Source organism: Paraburkholderia xenovorans LB400, from assembly GCF_000013645.1.
Lineage (GTDB): Bacteria > Pseudomonadota > Gammaproteobacteria > Burkholderiales > Burkholderiaceae > Paraburkholderia > Paraburkholderia xenovorans.
The window spans coordinates 533,625-556,883 of sequence record NC_007953.1 but is presented as its reverse complement, the minus strand read 5'-3'; the positions used below and the strand labels follow the sequence as shown (position 1 = coordinate 556,883).

At 62.8% G+C, this 23,259-nt stretch carries 18 protein-coding genes and 2 pseudogenes; 3 read left to right on the top strand and 17 right to left on the bottom strand.

Annotated features, from left to right (window positions below; genetic code table 11):
* Nucleotides 1–56: 56 nt before the first annotated feature.
* The 17 genes from hypE to BXE_RS39130 all read right to left on the bottom strand — a co-directional run bounded on the left by hypE (nucleotide 57) and on the right by BXE_RS39130 (nucleotide 21,778).
* Nucleotides 57–1,103 (bottom strand): hydrogenase expression/formation protein HypE, encoded by a 1,047-nt coding sequence (hypE, locus tag BXE_RS39210; protein WP_011493694.1) that lies wholly within the window; start codon nucleotides 1,101–1,103, stop codon nucleotides 57–59.
* A complete protein-coding gene (gene hypD / locus BXE_RS39205) occupies nucleotides 1,100–2,290 on the bottom strand; it encodes a hydrogenase formation protein HypD (RefSeq protein ID WP_011493693.1) in 1,191 nt (396 codons plus the stop codon). Before hypD ends, hypE begins: the two co-directional genes overlap by 4 nt.
* Nucleotides 2,287–2,589: a HypC/HybG/HupF family hydrogenase formation chaperone gene (locus BXE_RS39200; RefSeq protein ID WP_011493692.1), complete on the bottom strand. Its 303-nt coding sequence runs from the start codon at nucleotides 2,587–2,589 to the stop codon at nucleotides 2,287–2,289. The genes hypD and BXE_RS39200 overlap by 4 nt, the downstream gene beginning before the upstream one ends.
* On the bottom strand, nucleotides 2,580–5,018 hold the full coding sequence (hypF, locus tag BXE_RS39195; protein ID WP_011493691.1) for a carbamoyltransferase HypF: 2,439 nt from the start codon (nucleotides 5,016–5,018) through the stop codon (nucleotides 2,580–2,582). The genes BXE_RS39200 and hypF overlap by 10 nt, the downstream gene beginning before the upstream one ends.
* Before the next feature lie 5 nt (nucleotides 5,019–5,023).
* Nucleotides 5,024–5,926 (bottom strand): hydrogenase nickel incorporation protein HypB, encoded by a 903-nt coding sequence (gene hypB, locus BXE_RS39190; protein WP_011493690.1) that lies wholly within the window; start codon nucleotides 5,924–5,926, stop codon nucleotides 5,024–5,026.
* A 19-nt stretch (nucleotides 5,927–5,945) separates the two neighbouring features.
* The gene (locus BXE_RS39185) at nucleotides 5,946–6,293 is read right to left on the bottom strand and encodes a hydrogenase maturation nickel metallochaperone HypA (RefSeq protein WP_011493689.1); all 348 of its coding nucleotides are present in this window, start codon (nucleotides 6,291–6,293) and stop codon (nucleotides 5,946–5,948) included.
* The gene (locus BXE_RS39180) at nucleotides 6,286–6,780 is read right to left on the bottom strand and encodes a hydrogenase maturation protease (RefSeq protein WP_011493688.1); all 495 of its coding nucleotides are present in this window, start codon (nucleotides 6,778–6,780) and stop codon (nucleotides 6,286–6,288) included. The genes BXE_RS39185 and BXE_RS39180 overlap by 8 nt, the downstream gene beginning before the upstream one ends.
* Nucleotides 6,777–8,291, bottom strand: a complete 1,515-nt coding sequence (locus tag BXE_RS39175; protein WP_011493687.1) for a Ni/Fe hydrogenase subunit alpha — start codon at nucleotides 8,289–8,291, stop codon at nucleotides 6,777–6,779. Before BXE_RS39175 ends, BXE_RS39180 begins: the two co-directional genes overlap by 4 nt.
* 27 nt (nucleotides 8,292–8,318) lie before the next feature.
* The gene (locus BXE_RS39170; protein ID WP_011493686.1) at nucleotides 8,319–8,900 is read right to left on the bottom strand and encodes an NADP oxidoreductase; all 582 of its coding nucleotides are present in this window, start codon (nucleotides 8,898–8,900) and stop codon (nucleotides 8,319–8,321) included.
* Nucleotides 8,897–9,637: a 2Fe-2S iron-sulfur cluster-binding protein gene (locus tag BXE_RS39165; RefSeq protein ID WP_011493685.1), complete on the bottom strand. Its 741-nt coding sequence runs from the start codon at nucleotides 9,635–9,637 to the stop codon at nucleotides 8,897–8,899. The genes BXE_RS39170 and BXE_RS39165 overlap by 4 nt, the downstream gene beginning before the upstream one ends.
* Nucleotides 9,634–11,466 carry an NAD(P)H-dependent oxidoreductase subunit E gene (locus BXE_RS39160; RefSeq protein ID WP_011493684.1) on the bottom strand — a complete coding sequence of 611 codons (1,833 nt, stop codon included), beginning with the start codon at nucleotides 11,464–11,466 and terminating at the stop codon, nucleotides 9,634–9,636. The genes BXE_RS39165 and BXE_RS39160 overlap by 4 nt, the downstream gene beginning before the upstream one ends.
* Nucleotides 11,467–11,501: 35 nt before the next feature.
* Complete coding sequence (locus BXE_RS39155; protein ID WP_011493683.1) at nucleotides 11,502–12,536, bottom strand: zinc-dependent alcohol dehydrogenase; 1,035 nt, start codon at nucleotides 12,534–12,536, stop codon at nucleotides 11,502–11,504.
* Nucleotides 12,537–12,567: 31 nt separating this feature from the next.
* The gene (locus tag BXE_RS39150; RefSeq protein WP_011493682.1) at nucleotides 12,568–14,019 is read right to left on the bottom strand and encodes an NAD(P)(+) transhydrogenase (Re/Si-specific) subunit beta; all 1,452 of its coding nucleotides are present in this window, start codon (nucleotides 14,017–14,019) and stop codon (nucleotides 12,568–12,570) included.
* Between the two features lie 10 nt (nucleotides 14,020–14,029).
* A complete protein-coding gene (locus tag BXE_RS39145; protein ID WP_011493681.1) occupies nucleotides 14,030–14,392 on the bottom strand; it encodes an NAD(P) transhydrogenase subunit alpha in 363 nt (120 codons plus the stop codon).
* Between the two features lie 19 nt (nucleotides 14,393–14,411).
* Nucleotides 14,412–15,581 (bottom strand): NAD(P) transhydrogenase subunit alpha, encoded by a 1,170-nt coding sequence (locus tag BXE_RS39140; RefSeq protein WP_011493680.1) that lies wholly within the window; start codon nucleotides 15,579–15,581, stop codon nucleotides 14,412–14,414.
* 21 nt (nucleotides 15,582–15,602) lie between these two features.
* On the bottom strand, nucleotides 15,603–16,985 hold the full coding sequence (locus tag BXE_RS39135) for an NAD-dependent succinate-semialdehyde dehydrogenase (protein ID WP_011493679.1): 1,383 nt from the start codon (nucleotides 16,983–16,985) through the stop codon (nucleotides 15,603–15,605).
* 758 nt (nucleotides 16,986–17,743) lie between these two features.
* The gene (locus BXE_RS39130) at nucleotides 17,744–21,778 is read right to left on the bottom strand and encodes a CheR family methyltransferase (protein WP_011493677.1); all 4,035 of its coding nucleotides are present in this window, start codon (nucleotides 21,776–21,778) and stop codon (nucleotides 17,744–17,746) included.
* A gap of 258 nt (nucleotides 21,779–22,036) precedes the next feature.
* Here BXE_RS39130 and BXE_RS39125 point away from each other — a divergent pair, with 258 nt between their 5' ends.
* The 3 genes and pseudogenes from BXE_RS39125 to BXE_RS45530 form a co-directional block, all read left to right on the top strand.
* On the top strand, nucleotides 22,037–22,756 hold the full coding sequence (locus tag BXE_RS39125) for a Crp/Fnr family transcriptional regulator (RefSeq protein WP_011493676.1): 720 nt from the start codon (nucleotides 22,037–22,039) through the stop codon (nucleotides 22,754–22,756).
* A gap of 1 nt (nucleotide 22,757) precedes the next feature.
* Nucleotides 22,758–22,925: pseudogene (locus BXE_RS48370) on the top strand (IS3 family transposase); the annotation flags it as partial.
* Nucleotides 22,926–22,957: 32 nt separating this feature from the next.
* A pseudogene (locus tag BXE_RS45530) lies at nucleotides 22,958–23,086 on the top strand (IS30 family transposase); the annotation flags it as partial.
* Nucleotides 23,087–23,259: the final 173 nt, after the last annotated feature.

The window sequence follows — 23,259 nt, the reverse complement described above, 5'->3', positions numbered from 1 at the left end:
GTTCTCTTCCACGGCAGATGGCCGCCGCCCCGCCGACAGTCGCAAGGGCGACCGCGCTAGCAGATTCGTGGCAGTTGTTCGCCGACCAGCATGTCGACAATCCGCTGGCCGCCGAACTCCGTTTGCAGGACCACGATCCCTGCGGGCAGCGCCACCACCTCGCCGATGATAGCCGCGTCTCTTCCCGCCGGATGGCGGCGCATTGCTGCAAGTAGCCGCTGCGCGCAGCGCGCGGGTACCAGCGCAATCAGTTTGCCCTCGTTGGCCAGATAGAGCGGATCGAGCCCGAGAATTTCGCATGCGCCTCTGACTTCGTCCCGCACCGGTATCGCGGTCTCCCGGATATGAATCGCCACGCCCGACGAAACGGCGAATTCGTTCAATACAGTCGCCATGCCGCCGCGCGTCGCGTCCCGCATGCAATGAATGTCGTCACACGCGCCGAGCATCGTCGCCACCAGCGAGCCCAGCGGCCCGCAGTCGCTGGCAACGTCGGCCTGCAAGGCGAGTTGTTGCCTTGCAATCAGGATCGCCACGCCGTGGTCTCCAAGAAAGCCGTTCACAATCACGGCGTCTCCCACCTGGGCGCGGCGGGCGGAAATATTCACTCCCGCAGGTACGATGCCGATCCCGGCGGTGTTGATGAACAGCTTGTCCGCACTGCCACGCTCGACCACCTTGGTGTCGCCGGTCACGATGGATACGCCCGCCTCGATCGCCACCCGCTGCATACTGGCCGCTACGCGACGCAGTGTATCGACAGCAAGCCCCTCTTCTATCACCATCCCACATGAAAGGAAAAGCGGCCTGGCGCCCGACATCGCAAGATCGTTGACGGTGCCCGATACCGCCAGCGCGCCGATGTCGCCGCCCGGAAAGAACAGCGGATCGACCACGTAACTATCGGTAGTGAATGCAAGCCGGTCGCCGTGGCGCGCGAGTTCGGCAAGCGGAAAAACCGCCTGGTCCTCCAGCGCCGCGAGCGCGGGATTGTCGAATGCAGCGACGAACACGTCTTCGATCAGATCGCGCATCGCCCGGCCACCCCCGCCGTGCCCGAGATTGATCGTCACGTCCCTCAGTTTGTTGACCCTGTCATTCATGCTTGCACTCGCAGCGCCGCCGGAGCGGGTCCAGGACAAACAGCAGCTGCCGCGGTCAGCGCCGATGTATCGATGCGTGCGTAGCGATAGTGCGCCGCGCACGCACCTTCGCTCGATACCATCAAGGCGCCAAGCGGCCTGTCCGGCGTGCACGCAGTGCCAAACACCTTGCATTGAGGCGGCTTGATGACGCCTTTAAGGACCTCGCCGCACTGACACGCCTGCGGATCGGCCAACTGCAGGTTGGCTACAGGAAACTTGCGCTCCGCATCGAACGCGGCAAACGCATCGCGAATCCGCACACCCGAATGCTCAATCGATCCAAGCCCGCGCCATTCAAAAAACTCGCGCGGCTCGAACACCTGCCCGATCGCCGACAGCGCCTGTGCATTGCCATTCTCGGGCACGATACGGGCATACTGGTTTTCCACCTCGCTGCGGCCTTCTGCGATCTGGCGCAAGACCATGAAGACCGAATGCAGCACATCGAGCGGCTCGAATCCGGCGACGGTAATCGGCCTCCGGTACTGTTCCGCAATGAAGCGATACGGACGGGTTCCGATCACCATGCTGACGTGCCCCGGGCCGAGAAATCCGTCGAGGCGCAGGTCCGGTGAGTCGAGAATCGCCTTGATCGTCGGAACGATAGTGATGTGGTTGCAGAAAAGCGAAAAGTTTTCGACGCGCCCGGCGTGCGCCTGCAGCACCGTCATTGCCGTGCCCGGCATCGTGGTTTCAAAGCCGAGCCCGAAGAAGATCACTTCGCGATGCGGATTCGCACGTGCAATCGCCAGCGCGTCGACGGGAGAATAGACCATCCGCACGTCAGCGCCATCGGCCTTGGCCTTCAGCAAGCTCGTGCTGGAGCCCGGTACTCGCATTGCGTCGCCGAACGTCGTGAAGATCACTTCGGGCCGCCTGGCGAGCGCCACACAGTCGTCGACGCGTCCCATCGGCAGCACGCAGACGGGGCAGCCGGGACCATGAACGAACTCGACCTCCGGCGGCAGCATCTGGTGAATCCCGTACCGAAAGATCGAATGCGTATGACCGCCGCAAACCTCCATGATCTGCAACGGTCGCTCCAGGCCACCGCGTGTGCGTGCGATCCGCTCGACTAGCCGGCGAATCTCGTGCGTCAGCGCACGGGCTCTGTCCGGATCGCGGAATTCGTCGACGTATTTCATGGTGTGCTTCCTGTCGCGCTGAAAGCGTCGGTCGCGATCCGCCGATCGTCCAACTCGTCCGACTCGCCCAGTTCGCGCAACAACGCAAGTGTGTGCATCGCCTCCGCCTCATCGAGACGGCTCATGGCGAAACCGACATGGATAAGGACCCAGTCGCCGACATACGCAGCCGCAGGCAGATCTTCGTCGACAATGAAGGCGATGTTGATCAGCCGCCGGACTCCGCTCACCTCGACCAGCGCAAGCTTATTGACCGCATCGTGGATGGCGATGATCTGTCCTGGAATGCCTAGGCACATAACGTGTTCCTTTGCTCTACGTGCGCCAGCGCACGCCCTGCGGCAATCGCGGCCTGCCCCAGCGCAATGCCGCCGTCATTCGCGGGCACCTGGCGATGAGCCAGCACCACCAGGCCGCATGCGGCAAGCCGCTCCGAAAGCTGTTCGAAAAGCGCCGCGTTTTGCATGACGCCGCCGGACAGCGCGACCGTGCGCACCGCAGGCGCCGATCCATGCAGTCTCGACCCGAGCGCGCGCTTGACCATCTGCACGATCGCGATCGTGAACCCTTTATGAAAGCGCGCGGCTATCACCGGTGCCGGCGTCGCGCGCATCAGGTCATCGAGCAGCGCAAGCCACATCGGTTTCGCGTCGATCAGAAGCGGGTATGCCGCGTCCGACGCTTCACCAATGCGGAACGGATAAGCGAGTGCGTCATCTTCATCATGCAGCGTCCGCCGGTCGATCAGCGCTTCGAATTCGATTGCGGCCTGCCCTTCGTACTGCACCCGCTCGCGGCACACGCCGGCTGCCGCGGCGACCGCGTCGAACAGGCGTCCAGCCGAACTTGAGACCGGACTGTTCACGCCGCCTTCGATCATCTGCTCGAGCAGCGCTAGCGGCCTGCCGGCAAGAAAGCGGACGAGGTCGAGCTTCGCGTATCGCCGCGCGACCCATTCCCACCCCAGGCTGGCGCGCAGATGTGCATACGTATTGCGCCACGGCTCAAGGACTGCGCGCATGCCGCCGGGCAACGCCACCGGCGTCAAGCTGGCCACGCGCGTGCAGTCGACGTATCCCCCCAGCAGAAATTCGCCGCCCCACAGGCGACGGTCAGTGCCCATACCGTGGCCATCGAGCACGACGCCGAGGATATTCGACGCGAGGCCGATATCGTTTTCCGCGAGACATGCGGCGAAATGCGCGTGATGGTGCTGGATCTCCGCAAGCGGCAGACTCCGTTGCCGCGCGATGTCGATCCCGAGCTTACGTGACAGATACTCGGGATGCAGATCGACCGCCACCACGCGCGCGTCGTGCCCGAACAGTTTTTCGTATCGCGCGAGTGACGCCTTGTAGTCGCGATAAGTCTCGCCGTTTTCCAGCTCGCCGATGTGATGCGAAACCAGCGCCTCGCCTTCGCGCAGCAGGCAGAACGCGTTTTTCTGTTGCGCACCCATCGCCAGCACCGGCGGTGCAGCGGCGAAATCATGCGGCATGCGCAGCGGTGCTGGCGCATAGCCACGTGAGCTGCGCAACAGGCGCGGCACGCCGTGCAGCACCCTCGCCACCGAATCGTCGATGCGCGACGCGATCTCGCGATCGTGCATCAGAAACACATCGGCCATGCCCGCGAGCCGGATCCGAGCATCGTCATTCGCCGTACATTGCGGTTCGTCGGCGACGTTACCGCTGGTCAGCACGATCGGCGCATCGAGAGCACGCATGATCAGATGATGCAACGGCGTCGACGGCAGCATGAAGCCTAACGTTGCGGTGCCCGGCGCCACGCCGGAAAGATCGGCCGCCGTGGTCCGCCCGATCGCCGGCATGATGACGATCGGACCCGCGGCACTCCGCAGCAACGCCGCGTCCGCATTGCTCACGCTGCAATAACGTTCGGCCATCGTCACGTCTCGCGCCAGCAACGCAAACGGTTTGCGTGCACGGTGTTTCAGCACGCGCAATTTCGTGACCGCCGCCTGCGCCGTCGCCATGCACGCAAGCTGAAAACCGCCCAGTCCCTTGATCGCGACGATGCCGCCGAGCCGCAGATAACGACACGCGACCTCGAGCGGATCGCCTCGTTCCCGCGAGCCGTCGGCCTGCTCGATCCATATTCGTGGCCCGCACGCCGGACAGGCTACCGCCTGTGCATGAAAGCGCCGGTCCCCCGGATCGTCATATTCCCGGCGACACGCGCCGCACAAAGGGAAGGCGGCCATTGTCGTAGCGCAACGATCATAGGGGATCGCACCGACAATCGACAGGCGCGGCCCGCAATGCGTGCAGTTGGTGAACGGATAACGGTAGCGGCGCCCCGATGGATCGAGCGTCTCATCGAGACAGGCCCGGCACGTCACCGCGTCGGGCACCACGCCGGTATGCGCAGGACCACCGCCGCTTTCAACGATCGTGAATTCGCCGGGCGCTGGCGCCACGTCCGGGACCGCGCGTCGCTCCACCGAGTCGATCCGTCCAAGCGGCGGACAGCGGCCATGCAAGCCCGCGACGAAGCGCTCGAGCACCGGCCTGTCCGCCCACGCGCGGATCAGTACACCTTCCCCGTCGTTGCAGACGGTGCCGCTCACGCCGCAGTCATGCGCGAGACGCCAGACGGCGGGCCGAAAGCCAACGCCCTGCACCAATCCGCGCACCCGAATTGCCTCGCCGCCCCACTTGCTTACCAGCGGCTCGTCATCGCGAACGGTGTGCACGCGGGTAGGCATCTGCATCACCTGACCCGTTGCAAGACAGTGCGCCGCTGGGAGGACGCTTTCCAGGTTCGGAAACGCGGTTCAACGCGCGGCGGCAGCAACCAGCCCAGCCAGTCGTCCATGCCGTCGCCGCGCGTGGCCGAAACGCGGAGCACGTCAATGGAGGGATTGACCTGCCGCGCATACTCGATGCATCGGGTCACATCGAAACTGACATAGGGCAAGAGATCGATCTTGTTGATGATCATCAGCGTCGCGGCGGCGAACATGTCCGGATACTTGAGCGGCTTGTCGTCGCCCTCGGTCACCGACAGAACCACGACCTTGGCGGCCTCGCCCAGATCCCATAACGCGGGGCAGACCAGATTGCCGACGTTTTCTATGAACAGCATCGCCCCGGCGTGGCGAGCGTGATGCGCGGCTGTGTGAAGATCAAGGTGCGCGAAGGCTTCGCCCACCATTTGCGCGTCCAGGTGACACCCGCGTCCCGTGTTGACCTGAATGGCCGGCGCACCCGTGGCGCGAATCCGCTCGGCATCGACGCTGGTCTGCTGGTCGCCCTCGATCACCGCGACGGCAAAACCTGGCCGACGTATCTTCAGCGCTTCGATGCTGGCGCAAAGCAGCGTTGTCTTGCCTGAACCCGGGCTGGATACCAGGTTCAGTGCCGTGACACGGTGCGATGCGAAATGCGCCCGATTGCGGTTAGCGTGACGTCTGTTTTCGTCCAGCACGTCGGTTTCAATGCGAATCGCCCGCGCCTCGCTCATGCCGGGCACCGAAAGCCGTGCAACGCCGGCGCCGTAATGCAGCTCACCATTGAGAGACGTCGGCGCGACGTGCGAAGTGCCGGCCTCCTCATCATCGGCGTGAACAGTTTCGGGGTCGGCCCCGGTACCACAACCACAGACGACACACATCGTTCTCTCCTGAAAAATTTCAATCGTCGAATACGAGGATGTCAACTACGCGCAGGCCGGTACCCGCCGTGGCCTTCAGCGTGAACTGGCCGCACCGCGAGCACGCTTCGGTGTGGCTTTCGATCTCTACGCTGGCGCCGCAGTGCAGACACGAGGCCATGCCGGCAATCTCGTCGATCGTAATCTCGCCGCCCGCGAGGCAAGTGCCGGGCATCATGGCGGTCAGCGCGAAACGCAGGGCCTGAGGCTCGACACCGGCGAGCGCGCCAATCTCCAGACGCAGTTGCGCAACCCGCCGGAAGTCCTCGCGCGCGGCGGCTGCCTCAACCATGCTCACGATGCCGCCCGCGAGGCTGAGTTCATGCATGAGCGATCCCGGACAAGCCGGAAGGCGCCACCGCGCGCCGTTCGATCCAGGACTGGCCCCATGCCAACGCGCGAGCCAGATGATCGAGCGCGAGGGAACCGGGGGGCGCCCCTAATTCGAAATGCATGCCGCGTATGGCCAGCAGCGTGCACGCAGGCGGTTCGGCGTGGTACAGGTCCCGATACACGTGCATCACTGCTTGCGGCGAAATCGCGTGTGTCGTAAAGCTGGTGTCGCGCGATGGGCGCAGTGCGGTCACCTCGAAAGGCGTCGCGCAATTGACGCTGCCGTCCACGAACAGCACGCGCTCGCGAAAAGCCAGATCGAGTGCATGTTCGATCTGTAACTGGTAGTCCTCCAGGAAATCCACCCGGCTGCCGGCCCCGGTCCCAGCCAGCAGGCGCAGTTGCTGCACGAACAATGGACCGAGTGCGTCGTCCCCGCGGCTCAGATTGCCCCATCCGAATATCAGCAGCGGTGCGTTCATGCCATCGCTCCCATGCCTGCCGGCGAATGGCGCATCACCTCGCCGTCGTGCGACTTCGTCATGTGGTCGAACGGCTCGCCGCCAGGTCCCAGCAGCACGACATCCAGCGGCATCCGTCCCAATGCGTGGGTGGCGCAGGACAGGCACGGGTCGAACGCACGGATCGCGATTTCGATGCGGTTGAGCAGGCCCTCGGTCAACCTCTGGCCATCCAGGTATTCGCGTGCCACCGAGCGCACGGCCTCGTTCATGGCCTGGTTGTTGTGCGTCGTGGAGACGATCAGGTTGCAGTGCGTGACGAGATCGTCGGCATTCACGCGATAGTCGTGAATCAGCGTGCCGCGCGGCGCTTCGATGATCCCCACCCCGCCGGCGCGGCGCTCGCCGCTCGCCATCAACTCACCCTGAAGGATATCGGGATCGTCGAGCAGATCCTTGATGACCTCCACCGCGTGCAAGACCTCGATCATGCGGGCCCAGTGGTAGGCGAGCGTCGCATGAACCGGCGAGCCCTTGCCCCAGTCGACGAACTCCTTGCGCTGCGCTTCGGCCAGCGGACTGGGGATGAAGTCGCAGTTCTGCACGCGCGCCAGCGGTCCGACGCGATACCAGCCGGTATCGCGTCCGAGGCTGCGCAGATGCGGAAACTTCATGTAGGTCCAGGGGCGCGTTTCTTCTTCGATCAGGCTCATATAGTCCTGATCGCTCGCACCGTCGAAAATGATCCCACCGTCGGCGTCGCGGGCGCGCAGTACACCGTCGTAGAGATCCATTGCGCCGTCCGCGCGCACCAGCGACAGCATGTTCGAACGAAAGCTGCCGAAGCTGTCATAGAGGGCTGGATTCTGCGCGTGAAGCTGTTTGGCGATGTCCACGGCATCGGCCGCCCAACCGGTCATCTGATCGACGTCCCGGTACAGCATGTCGCGGTCCGCCTGGCTGACATACCGGTTCATGCCACCCGGTATGGAACCGGTGCCGTGGATACGCTTGCCCGAGGTGGCCCGGATCAGCTCCTGCCCGAATTTGCGCAGCAGGATGCCCTGTTTCGCGATGTCGGGATACGCCTGCGCCACGCCGACGATATTGCGCAAGTCGACCTCCGAATCGAAGCCGAACAGAAGATCGGGCGATGCCAGGTAGAAGAAGTGCAACGCATGCGACTGCATGACCTGACCGTAGTGCATCAGCCGCCGGATTTTCTCCGCGCTGCGGGTGACCGGCCGTGCGCCCACGACCCGATCCATCGCCTTGGACGCCGCAAGCTGGTGCGACACCGGGCAGATGCCGCATAGACGCTGCACCATCACCGGAACCTCCCAGTACGGCCGCCCTTCGATGAACTTCTCGAAGCCGCGGAACTCGACGATATGCAAACGCACCTGCTGCACGCGCTGCTGCTCGTCCAGCAGGATCGTCACCTTGCCGTGCCCTTCGACGCGCGATACCGGGTCGATGGCCACACGCCGCAATCCTTTCGGATTGGCGGCCGTTTCGAGGTCGAAGCTCATGATGCGGTGCTCTCCGGTTTCCGATCGTCAATCGTAGTGCATCAGGGCGTGGCCGAGATGCGGCGTGCGCCCGGCCATCAGGTCGTTCAGGAAGCTCCAGAACGCATCCGCAGACGGCGGGCAACCTGGCAAAAAGTAGTCGACATGAACCACCGCATGAATCGGGCGCACCTGCTGGAGCAGGACCGGCAATTCCGGATCGTCGGGAATCGCGCTGCCTTCGCGAAGTCCGGCGCGATCGCGATAGACCTCGTTGAGCACGTCCGCCAGCGCGAAACGGTTGCGCTCGGCCGGCAGGCCGCCGTTGATCGCACAGGCGCCCATGGCCACCAGCGTCTTGCAGTGCGCGCGAAACGCCCGCAGCACCTCCACGTTCTCCGAATTGCAGACACCGCCTTCGATCAGACCGATGTCGCACTGCCCGACCTCCTTGATGTCGGTGAGCGGCGAGCGGTCGAACTCGATGTGCTGCACCAGTTCCAGCAGGCGCTCGTCGATATCGAGGAACGAGGTATGGCAGCCGAAGCAACCGGCGAGCGAGACCGTCGCCACCTTCAGCTTGCGAGGCCGGTGGGCCGCATCGACCTCCGCGCTCGTGGCCGTGCTCATGACGCCTCCTGCGTGTCGGGATCGGCGGCCGTCTGCGGGTCGTATCGGCGCTCGCCAATCGGGATCAGGAAGCCCCGCCGCTTCGGCAGGATCGCCCCAACCGGGCAAATGCTGGTGGCCCGGTCGGCGAGATCCATCTCGGTGTCGGCGAGCCTTCCACTGACGCTGTTGACCACCAGGTGGGTGCCGCTGCCGTGCCCGGCAATGGCGAAAACGTCCTTGCCGTCGATGTCGTGACTCGCCCGCACGCAGAGCTCGCACAGAATGCAGCGGTTGAAGTCGATCATGACGTCGGGGTGGCTGGCGTCGATCGGCCGGCGCGGATAGAACTCGTCGAACAGCACGCCCTCCATGTTCATCTCGTAGGCCGTCGCTTGCAGCAGGCAGTTGCCGCTTTTTTCGCAGGAGGGGCAAAAGTGATTGCCCTCGACGAACAGCATCTGCAGCAGCATCTTTCGCTCCGCGTTCAGCTCGTCGGTATTGCTTTCGACTTTTTGCCCATCAGCGGCGTGCATCGTGCAGGCCGAGCCAGGGCGGCCCTTGACCTTCACGGTGCACACACGGCACGAACCCTGCGGATGAAAATCCGGATGCCAGCACAGGTGTGGGATATAACGGCCAGCCCGCCGTGCGGCTTGCAGGATGGTGTCGCCAGGCTCGAACGGGACGTCCTCTCCATCGAGCGGGAAAGCGTGGCTGGTACCGTTGGTATTGCCCGCGTTGGCAGGTGTGCTCATGCTGCGCTCTCCCGTTGCGTGACCGTGTCGTCGTCCCGCCCGGTCACACGGCGTGCCGCCTCTATCTCGGCGTCCAGATCGAATGCAGGCTCGAATTCCAGCGACTTCAGACGCCGTTCGTACGCGGGCCGGAACTTCACGATGGTGTCGTGCAGCGCGTTGCAAGCCGAGCCGCCCAAGCCGCAATGCGTGGTGCCGTGCATCAGGATATCGATGTCCGACAGCAGCTCGACGTCGTGACGCGAGCCCCGGCCGGCGGCGAGCTTGTCCATGCTTTTCACTACCAGCGCGGTACCGACCCGGCACGGCGTGCAGAACCCGCAACTTTCTTCGGCGAAGAAACCGGCATAGTTGCGCGCCACCTCGAACATGTCGCGTGAGCGGTCGAATACCATGAAGGCCCCCGCCGATGGCACGTCTTCGAACGCAATCCGGTGGCCAAATTCGATCGCCGACAGGCACTTCCCGGACGGCCCGCCGACCTGCACCGCCTGCGTGTCGCGCGCGCCGCAATCTTCGAGGATCCGGTCTACGCTGGTGCCCAGCGGATATTCGTAGATGCCCGGCCGCTCGCAGTCTCCCGAAACCGAATGGAGGCTGGTGCCGGTGGATTTCGGCGTGCCAATGGCCGACCACCACGCACCGCCTTGCAACGCGACGTGCGTGGCGGCGCACAGGGTTTCGACGTTATCCACCACGGTCGGCTGTTGCAGATAGCCGTGTTCCGCGGGAAACGGCGGCCGGATGCGCGGCGTGCCGCGCTTGCCTTCCAGCGATTCGATCAGCGCCGACTCCTCGCCGCACACATAGGCCCCGGCGCCGACGTGGATATCGATGTCGAAATCGAAGCCTGCGTGGCCCAGAATCGAAGCCCCCAGCAAGTGCGCTTCGCGACGGCGCTGCAGCACGTCGAGCAGCGGCTCAAGCAGGTAGCGGTATTCGCCGCGTAAATACAGCATGCCGCGCCGCGCGCCGATCGCCAGCGCGCCGATCGTCATCCCTTCGACCACCATGTCGGGGTGGCGGGTCAGCAATACGCGGTCCTTGAACGTGCCCGGTTCGCCTTCGTCCGCGTTGCACACGATGTAGTGTTCGGTGCCTGGCGCGTCGCGGCAGAGCCGCCATTTCATGCCGGTGACGAAGCCGGCGCCGCCACGCCCGCGCAGGTTGGAGCGGTTCATCTCATCGAACAGCGCCGGCACGCCGCGTGCCAGCGCAGCCGCAATCGCGGCACCCGGTATCAGCGGCGTGCCGAGCAGGACATCGGCGCGCCGCACGTGATCGTCCACTCGGAACCAGTGCGCCGGCCATTGCGCTGCCGGCACCCGCGATTCAATGAATTCGGCAAGCTGCGCGACGCGCCCGGCGTCGAGCCGGGTGACGACCTGATGATGATTGATCAGCAAGGACGGCCCCTGATCGCAGAGGCCCGTGCAGGAACAGAAATCGACGCTGACTCTGCCATCCTCGCGCATCTGCCCGCGCTGGACGCCAAGGCGTCGGCAGAGGTCATCCAGCAAGGCCGCGTTACCCTGCATGCGGTCGGTGATGTTGTCGCTGAACAGCACGCGATACTCGCCGGCGGGGCTCGTATGGAAAAAGCGATAGAACGTTGCGACGCCTTCCACATGCGCGAGAGTCAGGCCGAGCGCGCCGGCGATATAGCCCAGCAGTTCGCGTGACAGCCAGGTGTGCCGCGCCTGCGCCTCGCGAAGGATCTGGACCAGCGCATGAGGATCATGCCTCGCGCGCAACAGTAAAGCGTCGACCGACCCGGATTTCAGACTGGCAGGTCCGGGGCTCAACTGAAGATCGGGTTCGACAGCCACGTTAGCTCTCCCCTGCATGCCCGGCGCGTCCACGGTCAGTGGCTCGCGAACTCGAGCACCACGCGCGACGGTACATCGCCGTGTCCCAGACGCTGGAACACGTTGTTGATCGCCGACAGCGGCTGCAGCTCGATGTCGGCCCTGACCTTGCCGTCGGCGGCAAAGGCCAGCGCTTCCGCCATATCGCGGCGATTGCCGACGAACGAGCCGCGAATCGTGATGCAGTTGGCCACGACATCGAACAGCGGCGTGGGGAATTCACCCGGCGGCAGTCCGACCAGCACGCAGGTACCGCATTTGCGCGTCATGCCGACGCCCTGTTTGAACGCCCCAAGAGAGGGCGCCGTAATCAGCACGCCATGCGCGCCGCCGCCAGTGGCCCTTATCACGGCGGCAATCGGGTCGCCGTCGTTCGCATTAACCACGGCGTCGGCGCCGAGGCGTTTCGCATGGGCTAGCTTGCCGTCGTCGATATCGACGGCGCACACCTGCAAGCCCATCGCTTTGGCGTACTGGATACCCAGGTGCCCTAGTCCGCCGACGCCTGAGATCACGACCCATTCACCCGGCCGCGCCTGGGTCTCCTTGATGCCCTTGTACGAAGTGATGCCGGCGCAGATGAGCGGTGCTGCTTCGCGGGCAGCCAGACCTGCCGGTATGTGAGCGACGTAGTTCGGGTCAGCCACGATGTATTCGGCAAAGCCGCCGTTCTTCGTGTAGCCGCCGAACTGTGCTTCGGCGCAGACGGGCTCGCGTGCCGCAAGGCAGTACTCGCAGTGCCCACAGGCGGAATACAGCCAGGGCACGCCGATCCGGTCGCCCTCCTTCACCGCCGTCACACCCGCGCCGAGGGCGGCGACAATACCAATACCCTCATGCCCCGGCGTGAATGGCAAACCGGGCTTGAGCGGCCAGTCGCCGTTGGTCGCATGCAGATCGGTATGGCATACGCCGCAGGCCTCGGTCTTGACCAGCACCTGGCCCGGACCCGGTGTCGGAATGGCGAGCTCCTTCAGTACCAGCGGCTTGCCGAACTGTTCGACCACAGCGGCTTGCATGTGCGTTTTCATGATGTGTTTCCCGGTTGGATTCGCTTCTGAATCAGGCGACTGCCGGCAGGCCGAGACCTCGGACTGCCTCGATCATCTTGACCAGTACGCCTTGGGCATCGCCGTAGACCATGCTGCAGGTGTCGGCATAGAACAGGGCATTGACGATGCCGGCATAGCCGTTGCCTTCGCCGCGTTTGATCACGAACACCTGTTTGGCCTTGTCGGCGTCAAGGATCGGCATGCCGAAGATGACCGACGACTTGTCAGTCCGGGCAGCCGGGTTCACCACGTCGTTAGCGCCGATAACGAGCGCGACATCCGTGCTGGCAAACTGCTCGTTGATATCTTCGAGCTGAAAGATCATGTCGTAAGGCACGCCGGCCTCGGCAAGCAGCACGTCCATCTGCCCCGGCATGCGCCCGGCAACCGGGTGAACCGCGAACTTCACCGATACGCCGCCCGCCTGCAGCAGCTTGACGAATTCGAACAGCTTGCCCTGGCCCTGAGAAACCGCGAGTCCGTAGCCCGGCACGATGATGACCGAGGCTGCATAGCGCATCGCGATGCCAGCGTCGCCGGGTTGAACCGGCTTCAGGCTGCCTTTTATCTTGCCCTGCTTGCGGCTGGCGACTTCACCGAAATTCGTAAAAACCACATTGCTCACCGAGCGGTTCATCGCCTTGGCCATCAGAAGGGTCAGCAGCATGCCGGCCGCGCCGACCACCATCCCCGCTATCATCAGGGCCGGATTCTGCAGCACGTAGCCTTCGATGCCCACCGCAAGGCCGGTAAACGCGTTGAAGATCGAAATCACAACCGGCATGTCGGCACCGCCGATCGGCAGCGTCATCAAGATCCCGACCGCCAGCGCGCAGCCAAAGAACACATAAATCCACGCCGGCATTGCCAGGATCAATGCCCGCTGATCCAGGCTCGCGACGACGATGCAGGCACCGACCGCGACGGTAGCAAGCAGCACTAGCCCGTTGAAGACTTGCTGCCCTTTCACCCGGACTGGCTTGTTGATGACCCCATCGAGCTTGGCCCAGGCAATCAGCGACCCCGACAACGACACCGCACCGATGAATGCGCCTGCCAGGGTCGCGACGAGTTCGGTTACTCCCCGCGCCTTGTTGCCGAACAGTTCCACGGCAGCTATCGCGCCGGCCGCGCCGCCGCCCATGCCGTTGTAGATCGCGACCATCTGCGGCATTGCCGTCATGGCCACCTTGCGGCCGCCCCACCAGGCCACGCCACCGCCGATCGCAAGCGCTACAAGCGCGAGAACGAGGTTGACCGGGAGGTCGGGCCGAGCAGCGGCATCCACTCCGAAGGCGTACAGAAAGCTGGCCAGCACGGCAACCGCCATGCCGATGCCCGCCACGAAAATGCCCGATGGCGCGGTGACAGGCGAGGACATCCGGTGCAGGCCGTACAGGAAAAGAAACGCGGCAGCGAGATCGGCGATGCCGATACCAAGCTGTGGGAGGAGGGTCAGCATGGCGGCGTTCCTAGTGCTTCTTCACGTGGACGGACTTGATACTGCCGGCCTTGCGATGGTGGGCAGGCCCAGCCGGATGGCCGCTGGTCCTGAACATGGCGAGCATGCGGTCGGTGACCGCATAGCCGCCCGCCGCATTGCCCGCACCGAGCAGCACCGCGAAGAAGCCGATGACCTGCTCCTGCACAGTGCTCGCGTTCAGCAGCGCATAGATGCCGCCAACCACGACGATGCCATGCACGAAGTTCGAGCCGGACATCAAGGGCGTGTGCAGGATGGCCGGTACGCGTCCGATGATCACCCAGCCCCCGAAGCCCGCCAGCATGAAGATGTAAAGTGCGACAAAGCCTGAAATGCTGATCTGGAAATTCATGCCGGTATCCTCGGTGGGTTCACGCCTGAGTCGGTGCAACCGCTGGCGCACTGGCGGGAGGGGTGGCGACTTTCATCGTCTTGCCGTCCGCCTCGGCCTTGTTCTCGCCCGCATGTGTCAGGACCGTCCGGGCGAGGACTTCGTCACTCCAGTCGATCTCGATGACGTTGTCTTTCATCATCAATGCGAGCAGGCTGTACTGGTTTTTCGCATACAGTTCGCTCGCATCCTCGCCAAGCAGCGAAGGGACGTTCAGCGGTGCCACGATGGTTATTTGCCCGATTTGCGCGGTCTCCCCCGGCCGTGTGTCATCGCAGTTGCCGCCTCCCTCGGCGGACAGATCGACGATCACCGCGCCGGCCTTCATGCCCAGAACCTGCGTGTGACTGATGAGTTTCGGAGAAGCCTTGCCGGGAATGGCGGCGGTCGTGATAATCAGGTCCGCGCTCTGGATGTGCTTCGTGAGCACGGCTGCAACCTTGATCTTTTCATCGGCGTGCAGCTCGCGCGCATAGCCGCCCTTGCCGCGTGCGTCGACACCGGTATCGACGAACGTGGCGCCCAGCGAAAGCGCCTGCTCCCGGGTTTCGGGGCGCACATCGTAGCCCTCGACGATTGCGCCAAGCCTGTGGGCGGTGGCAATCGCTTCCAGCCCCGCCACACCAAGGCCCATGACCAGCACGCGGGCGGGGCCGATCGAGCCCGCCGCGCCGGTAACCTTGGGCACCACGCGCGCAAGATGCGTCGAGCCTAATTGCACCGCGTAGTAGCCCGCCAGCGCAGACTGGCTCGACAGCGCATCCATAGCTTGCGCACGTGTGATGCGCGGCACGCGCTCCATCGCGAAACACGTGATCTTCTTTTCGAGCAAACGCTTCACGAGCGCGGGTTCGTGGTGCGCATAGATGAATGAGACGAGGATCGCACCCTCCTTCATCGCGCTGACCACATCGAGTGCGGGTGGCTGCACGGCGAGCACGACGTCGGCGTCTTTAACCAGGGCAGTGCGATCGGCGATGAAGGCCACGTTCTCGAACGCGGCATCGTCCAGATGAATGGCTGCGCCTGCCCCCGGCTGCATGTGCAGCCGGGCCCCCAGCTTGATCAGTTTCTGGGCCACGGAAGGCACGAGCGCCACGCGGCGCTCGTGTGCCCGGGTCTCCGTCAGCACGGCAACGTTGATATACATGGCAGGCGTTCCCAGCGGCGCTCAGGCCGGTGCGTTGAGGTGGGCGGTACGGACCAGCTTGGTATTGACGAACTCCTGGATGCCCATGTTGCCGAGTTCGCGCCCGTAACCGGAATATTTGATACCGCCAAACGGCAGTTCGGCATCGGACCAGTCGATGTTGTTGATGAACATCATCCCGGTATCGACTCCGCTCGCCACGCGCTTGCCGCGTGCGGCATCCGCCGTGAAGACCGAGCCGCCCAGACCAAAGTCCGAGTCGTTGGCCAGTGCAATCGCGGCGGCTTCGTCCTTGACGCGGAAGAATGAGACGACCGGGCCAAAAAACTCGTCACGGAAGGCCGGGTTGTCGGGCTTGATATCCGTCAGGATCGTCGTCTGCATGAACGAGCCGGGCCGGTCGATGCGCTTTCCGCCCATCACCAGCGTGGCACCCTTTGCGACCGCATCGTCGACCTGCTTGAGCAATTGCGTCAGGGCCGCCTCGGTCGACAGCGGACCATGCGTGGTCTTTTCATCCATCGGATCGCCAGGCTTCAGTTCGTTGAGCGCGGCCTTGAATTTCTCGAGAAACCTGTCCGCAATCGAATCGAGGACGATGAAGCGCTTCGCGGCGCAACAGGTCTGGCCGGCGTTATACATGCGGCCCCAAACTGCCCACGGAATGGTCTTCTCCAGATCGGCGTCGTCGAGCACGATGAACGCATCGCTGCCGCCAAGTTCCATCGACGTCTTTTTAAGGTTCTGGCCAGCTCGCGCCGCAATACTTCTGCCGGCCGCGACGCTACCCGTCAACGCCACGCCCTGAATGCGCGGGTCATCGATGATCCGTTCAGCCTGTTTATGCGAGATCAGGAGGTTCGTGTAAGCGCCCACCGGTGCACCCGCGTCAATCAGAAGCTTTTCGAAGGCAATCGCACATTGCGGTACGCAGCCTGCGTGCTTGACCACCAGCACGTTACCCGCCATCAGTTGTGGCCCTGCGACGCGCGCGAGCTGATAGTACGGAAAGTTCCATGGCTCCACGCAGAACAGCACGCCGAATGGACTCGTCTCCATATGGGCCTCGCCGACTTTCGGATGGAGCTTCGTCGGTGCCAGGAACGCTTCCGCATGCCTCGCGTAGTAGTCGAGAATGTCGGCGCTGAAGTTGACCTCTCCCCGCGCCTCGTCAATGCGCTTGCCCATTTCGAGCGTTGCCAGTTTGGCGAATTCGTCAACATTTGCACGCATCAGCCCGGCAGCCCTGGAAATAATCGCGGCGCGCTGCGCATAGCTGGTTTTCTTCCACACATGGAAGCATGACTGAGCGGTGGACAGCGCTTTTTCAAGCTGCTGATCGTTCAGCTCGTCGAAGCTCTTCAATGTCTTGCCGGTATTCGGGTTGACGCTCTGATAGGTCATGGTGTTGCCCTCTTTCAATGAAGTGTGCTGCAGTTCGCGGAATACGCTCAAGCACGCTTGAGTCGAAACATCGATGGTTAGCCTGAAAGGCTCATCCTGACTGGCCGACGCACCATGAACACCTCGATCTGGCGCATAGGTCGAGGTAGTCATTCGCCTGTGTTGCTACCTGGGCCATCCGCAAATCGTGTCGGGCTGCTCGAGCCGATATCGAAGACACAGTGACTCCTCCGTGCTGGAAAGGGCGGTAGACGGTGAATGAACGAAAAAAGCTGGATCTGCGCGTCGCTGCCCAGGGCCTCGACGAAGCTGGGGCCGAAGACGTTAGCAGAGACATTGCTCTTTCACAGGATGGAAATCGGTACGGTGCCGTGCTTTCCGTGAATCTGCGTCAAGATATACGTCGACGGTTGCGGTTCACGACCGGGATCGTCGCTGCAATGCGTAGTCAGCAGCACTCATGTGCCGTCGCCTTCAGGATTGCTGGCAATGTTTCCCGGCGCCAATCGGTCGCAATCGCCCCATCACCGGAAGAGCAGTCGGCTCGGTGACGTACCGTCAAGACGAGAAATGAAGCAACGGGCCGGACATTGGGACACCAGTGCGGAAATACTCTCTTGGTCCAGTGGCGGATTTCCGCTATGGGCAACAACTGTTCGCCATTGCGTGGCACGTGTTGACGCCGGGTACCCGCAGAAACGCTTCCGGTGCGCGGCACGCCCGCAAGCTTTGCGGCGGCATCTGTCCAGTCTCTTTATTTATCTGCCGCGGGGTTTCACCTGCACAGCAAGCAGACGCGTCAACGCGTTGATATCCACTGGCTTGACCAGGTGGTAATCAAGTCCCGCCTCTGCGGATCTGAGCTGGTCGCCTGGTTGCCCGTAGCCGGTGACGGCTATCAGCATCGTGTCGTACGTGGCCACAGAGTCGCGCAACTGCTTCGCCACCTCATAGCCGTCCATGCCGGGCAATCCGATGTCAAGGAGCACAACGTCCGGCCTGAAAGTCGAAGCGGCTTCGAGCCCCCCGGGGCCATCCAGCCGTGTCTCCACCACATGCCCTTCCGCCGCCAGAAGCATGGCCAGGGCCTCGCTCGCGTCGGCATTGTCGTCAATGATGAGTATCTTGCGCGGACCCGCGTTGACCGGTTCCTGCGGTGTACCGGCCTGTTCCACGCCGGGCGGGATCATGCCCAGCGGAAGATCGACGATGAATTCGCTACCTGTCCTGCCATCACTGATGGCCCGAACCGATCCGCCATGTAACTCAACCAACCGCCGGACCACGGACAGGCCGACTCCCAGCCCATTATGAAGCTGACCGTAGGGCACCGGCCCCTGGACGAACATGTCAAAAAGCGTGCTGAGCATCGAAGCAGGAATTCCCCTTCCGTTGTCCTTGACACGAAGCGAAAGCCGACGGCCGGTTCTTGTCGCTGTGAGACTGATATGGCCGCCAGGTTCCGTGTACCTGGCTGCGTTGATCACGATGTTTTCGACGACCTGCGATAGCCGGGTGGGGTCGACGTACATCAACACCGGCTCGTCCGGTAGCGACACCGACAAGGTGTGATGCCGTTCGTCAATAATCGGCTGGCAAACCTCGACCGCGCTCTGGATGACCGCTTTCAGCGTGACCGCCTGACGACGCAACTCTATGCTGCCACTCGTAATACGCGTGAGATCCAGCATCTCGTTGACCAGTTGCGTCATCGATCGACCTTGCCGCTGGATGACGCCGACGGCCCAGGACTTTTGTCGCGGATCGATGGTTTCCGAGGCGAGCAAATCTCCAGAGGAACACAGGGCAGCGAGCGGATTACGCAGTTCGTGTCCAAGCATCGCCAGAAATTCGTTCTTTCGCCGGTCGGCCTGCGCCAGGCGTTCGGCACGCTCCCGAAGCTGGGCGTTGCTCAGGCTGCGATCAGTGAGTTCTCGCTCCGTCGTGGCAATAGCCACGGCATGACCCTGATCGTCCGAGAGAATCGACAGGGTGATCCAGATGTCGACCACGCGACCGCCTTTCGTGACCCGCTGTGTTTCATAGGAATGCAGTGCCTCGTTGTGGGCGGCGTAACGGATGAAATCGAGGTGATCCTGTCTGGCGCCCGGTGGCAGCATATCGGACACCGTCATGCCCAGCGCTTCGGCTTCGGTATAACCGTACATCGCGGTCGCGGCCCGGTTCCAGGCCATCAGACGCCCGTTCAGATCGAACACCGTCATGGCATCGTTCGAATCCTGGACGACCGCGGCAAGACGGCGGGACCGCTCGTCGGACGCCTTCACATGGGTGATATCGTTCCACGTCACCACCACCCCTGCGGGCGATGCTCCCTTAACCGCGATATACGGCGTGATGCGTCGAACGTACCACTCTCCGGTCACCGTTTCGATTTCCTTTTCTGCCTGGCCGGTCTGCGCTGACAGTACCCGTTGAACATCCTCCAGCAGCGCATCGCCCAGAGGATTCCCCAGAACATTCGTGATCGGGCGGTCGATATCTGCCAACGCCAGACCGAAAATCCGCGCGGCACGCGGAGTAAAACGTTTGATCACCGCGTGCCCGTCGAGAAGCAAGGTCGCGATTTCTGTGCTGGCTAGAAGATTCGTCACGTCTTCGCTGAGCATCTCCAACTCGTGGACCTTCTGCCCAAGCTGGGAATTGACCACATTCAGTTGCTCGTTAAGGGCCTGCAGTTCTTCTTTCGATGTCTCGAGTTCTTCATTCGCCGAGCGCAACTCCTCGTTCATTGAAAGGATTTCCTCGTTCGACACTCGCAATTCGCTATTGCTTTCTTCCAGTTCCTCGATCGTGCTGCCAAGCTCAACCTGCGTGGTGCGAAGTTCGCTCTCCAGATGCCAGAGATCGGAGTCCACGCCGGTTGGCGCCAGCGAAGCAGGCCGGTCGGCCACCGCAACCCTTGCGAAGACGACGAGCAACGCTTTGCCCGTGTGCGCCGTGTCGAATGGCTGGGTCACCGTAATCTTCACCCCAGGGGCCCCCCCGTCCGATACGACCTCGCTGACCGGCGAAACAGTCTGATCCTGGGTCGCGCGGCGCAAGACGATCCGCAACTTCAGACGTAGGCCTTCGCGCGCCATGTCGAGAATGTTGCCCGTCGGCTCGCCAGCGGGTTGTCTCAGGTACTCGTCGGTCGAACCGCTCACATAGAGCACCTGGTGAGCGGAATTGATCAGCACCGATGCTGCGTGGTGCTCTGCAAGCAGGGTGCCGTTGACCAGTTCTGCGTACCCCTTGCTACGGGCTCCGCCACGGCTTGCGGACGGAAATTCCTCTCGCCTTCCCCCTGTGGCGGAGAACCGGTAGCCGGACACAACCGCTGTGGCGGCCGGACTGCGCTGGTAGATACGCCAGGTCCTGGAGACTTCCTGAAACTGGCTGGAGTCCGGATCGGTGCTCTCCGATCGCCCCAGAAACAGATAGCGCTTCGGATTGAGCGCAAAATGGAATACCTCGAACACACGCTGCTGCGCTGCGGGTTCGAGGTAGATCAGCAGGTTGCGGCAACTGATCAGGTCGACGCGGGAAAAAGGCGGATCGGCAATCAGGTTCTGTGGTGTGAACAGGATCGTTTCGCGCAGCGCCTGGTCGATCTGATAGCCATCGCCGTGTGCGCGGAAAAAGCGTTCGAGCCGCTCCTCACCGACGGGTAACGCGACACCCGGCGGATAGATGCCCTGGCGGGCACGCGCGAGGGCTATCCGGTTCACATCGGATGCAAGAATCATGAAGGATCGAGTGATCTTGCGTTTCTCGATCTCCTCCGTGAGCAGCATGGCCATCGAATAGGCCTCCTCCCCCGTTGCACATCCGGGTACCCAGATCCGCAGCGGCTGATCGCCTTTCTGCTCGCCGAGAAGACTGTCCACGACGCGTTCAGCCAGGGCCTTCCACGCCTCGGGATCGCGAAAGAATTCCGTCACGCCGATCATCATGTCCAGACTCAGTGCCTGAGCTTCCTCGACCGAAGTCCTCAGGATCTCGCAATACGCGTCAAGGCTGTCCACCTGATTGACCGCCATGCGCCGGGCAATGCGACGCCCCAGAGTGCCCCGTTTGTACCCCCTGAAATCAGAGCCGGCAGCCGCCAGGGCCCGGAGCACCGGTTCGAGATCGGTCTGTACCTCGAGTTTGCCTGACACCGACGACATTTCTTCGGTGGAACGCGCAATGTAATCAAACAGTACAGCGGGCATTTTTTCGACCGGCAGCACGTAGTCGACCAGCCCGGTGGCGATCGCATGCGTGGGCATTGAATCGTGTTCGGCCGTCTCCGGCGCTTGCGCCATCACCATTCCACCAGCAGCCTTGATGGCTCTCAGGCCCGCCGAACCGTCCGCGTTTGCACCAGTGAGCACGATGCCGATCGCGCGATCATGCTGGTCGGTGGCCAGCGACGTGAAGAACGCGTCGATCGGCATCGGAATCGTCGGACGCTCAACCGCGGGCCGCAGCCTGAACGCGCCCTGCTCGATAACGACGGACACTTTCGGCGGGATAACATAGACGTGCCCCGGCCGCAGCGTCGCGCCGTCCTCGATGGCCGACACGGCAAAAGACGTATCTTTGGCCAGCAACTCCGGGAGGTGACTTTCGGCGCCGGGCGCCAGATGTACCACGACCGCGAAGGCAATGTCGTGTGGGATCGTGCAAGCCGCACGAAAAAATAGGCTTAACGCATGAAGCGCACCGGCTGATGCCCCGATGGCGACGATCCGGGGACCAGTAGCAGCTCCAGGTGTCGGAGAAATATTACTGGCATCATTCATGACACGTCGCTTTAGGCTGCTGGAGCATCAGTGTAGCCGGTTACAGATGGCGGCTGGAGAAAGTCTGGCGCGCTGGCGTTGCACCGGGGTTGTTTTACCACGCGAGGCGTACGAAGAAAGCGGGCTTGAGGTAAGTCAAGCCCCTCACCATTTCTTCGACACACCATGTGCTTGTTTCACTGCTTTGCATCATGGATCACAAACAGGAACAGGTCGAAAAGCGGCCTGGCCGTCAGGCCCTCCGCAGGGGATGTATTGATGTTGAAGGAAGACAATCGGAACGGCAACCATCTCCTCGCGGTATTGCCGCAGACAGAGTGGGCGCGCCTCGCCCCCCACCTGGTGCCGGTGGACATGGCGTTGGGACAGGTCGTGTATGAGTCGGGCAACCGGCTCGACCATGTTTATTTACCGTCGACAGCTATCGTTTCACTGCTCTACGTGATGGAGGACGGCGCGTCCGCAGAGATTGCGATTGTGGGTAACGAAGGGATGATCGGTATCGCTCTTTTCATGGGTGGCGAAACGATGCCGAACCGTGCGGTCGTACAAAGCGCGGGGCGCGCATACCGGCTGGATGCCCGCATCCTGAAAGAGGAATTCCATCGCGCCGGTCCCGCGCAACGGCTGCTGCTGCGCTACACCCAGGCATTGATCACGCAGATGGCGCAGACCGTGGTTTGCAACCGGCACCATTCGATCGACCAGCAGCTATGCCGGTGGCTACTGCTCAGCCTCGACCGTCTGCCCTCGAACGAATTGAACATGACGCAGGAACTGATTGCCAACATGCTGGGTGTGCGCCGCGCCGGCGTGACAGAAGCGGCGGTGAAGCTGCAGGACGCGGGCCTGATCCGTTACAGCCATGGGCACATCGAGGTGCTGGATAGACCTGGGCTCGAAAAACGCGTGTGCGAATGCTACGGCGTCGTGAAGCGTGAATGCGACAGGCTGTTGCCTGACCTGGAAGCCATATGAGCGGCACCCCCGTCACCGCTCGGGCGCGCGCCCGATTCTGGTGCACCGCCACTTCAGCGTCGCCGCGCCGAACGTGCTATGGGTGGCTGATGCCACCTACATTTTGACCGGCGAAGGGTTTCTGTATCTGGCTGTAGTGCTTGATGTATTCAGCCGGTGTATCGTAGGCTGTCCGATCGCGCACGCTCCACTATCGAGTCCGGTGTAAAGGTATTCTTCGCCGACCCGCACAGCCCATGGCAGCGTGGCACGAACGAAAACACGAATGGCCTTCTACGACAGTACTTCCCAAACGGCACAGACTTATCCCGATGGAGCACTCGAAATTTGGTGTTGCGACGACCGGTTGAATCCGCCAGGCCGCTTGAGCGTAATGATCGCAAGGTGGTTGATCAGGCGGAACTCGATCGCTTTCTCACGCGACGCCTGGGACGTCTCGCTGGCGCGGTAACAAACCGCAGCTTCGTCGGCTTCAACCACTTCACTTATGCCCAGGCTCTCCT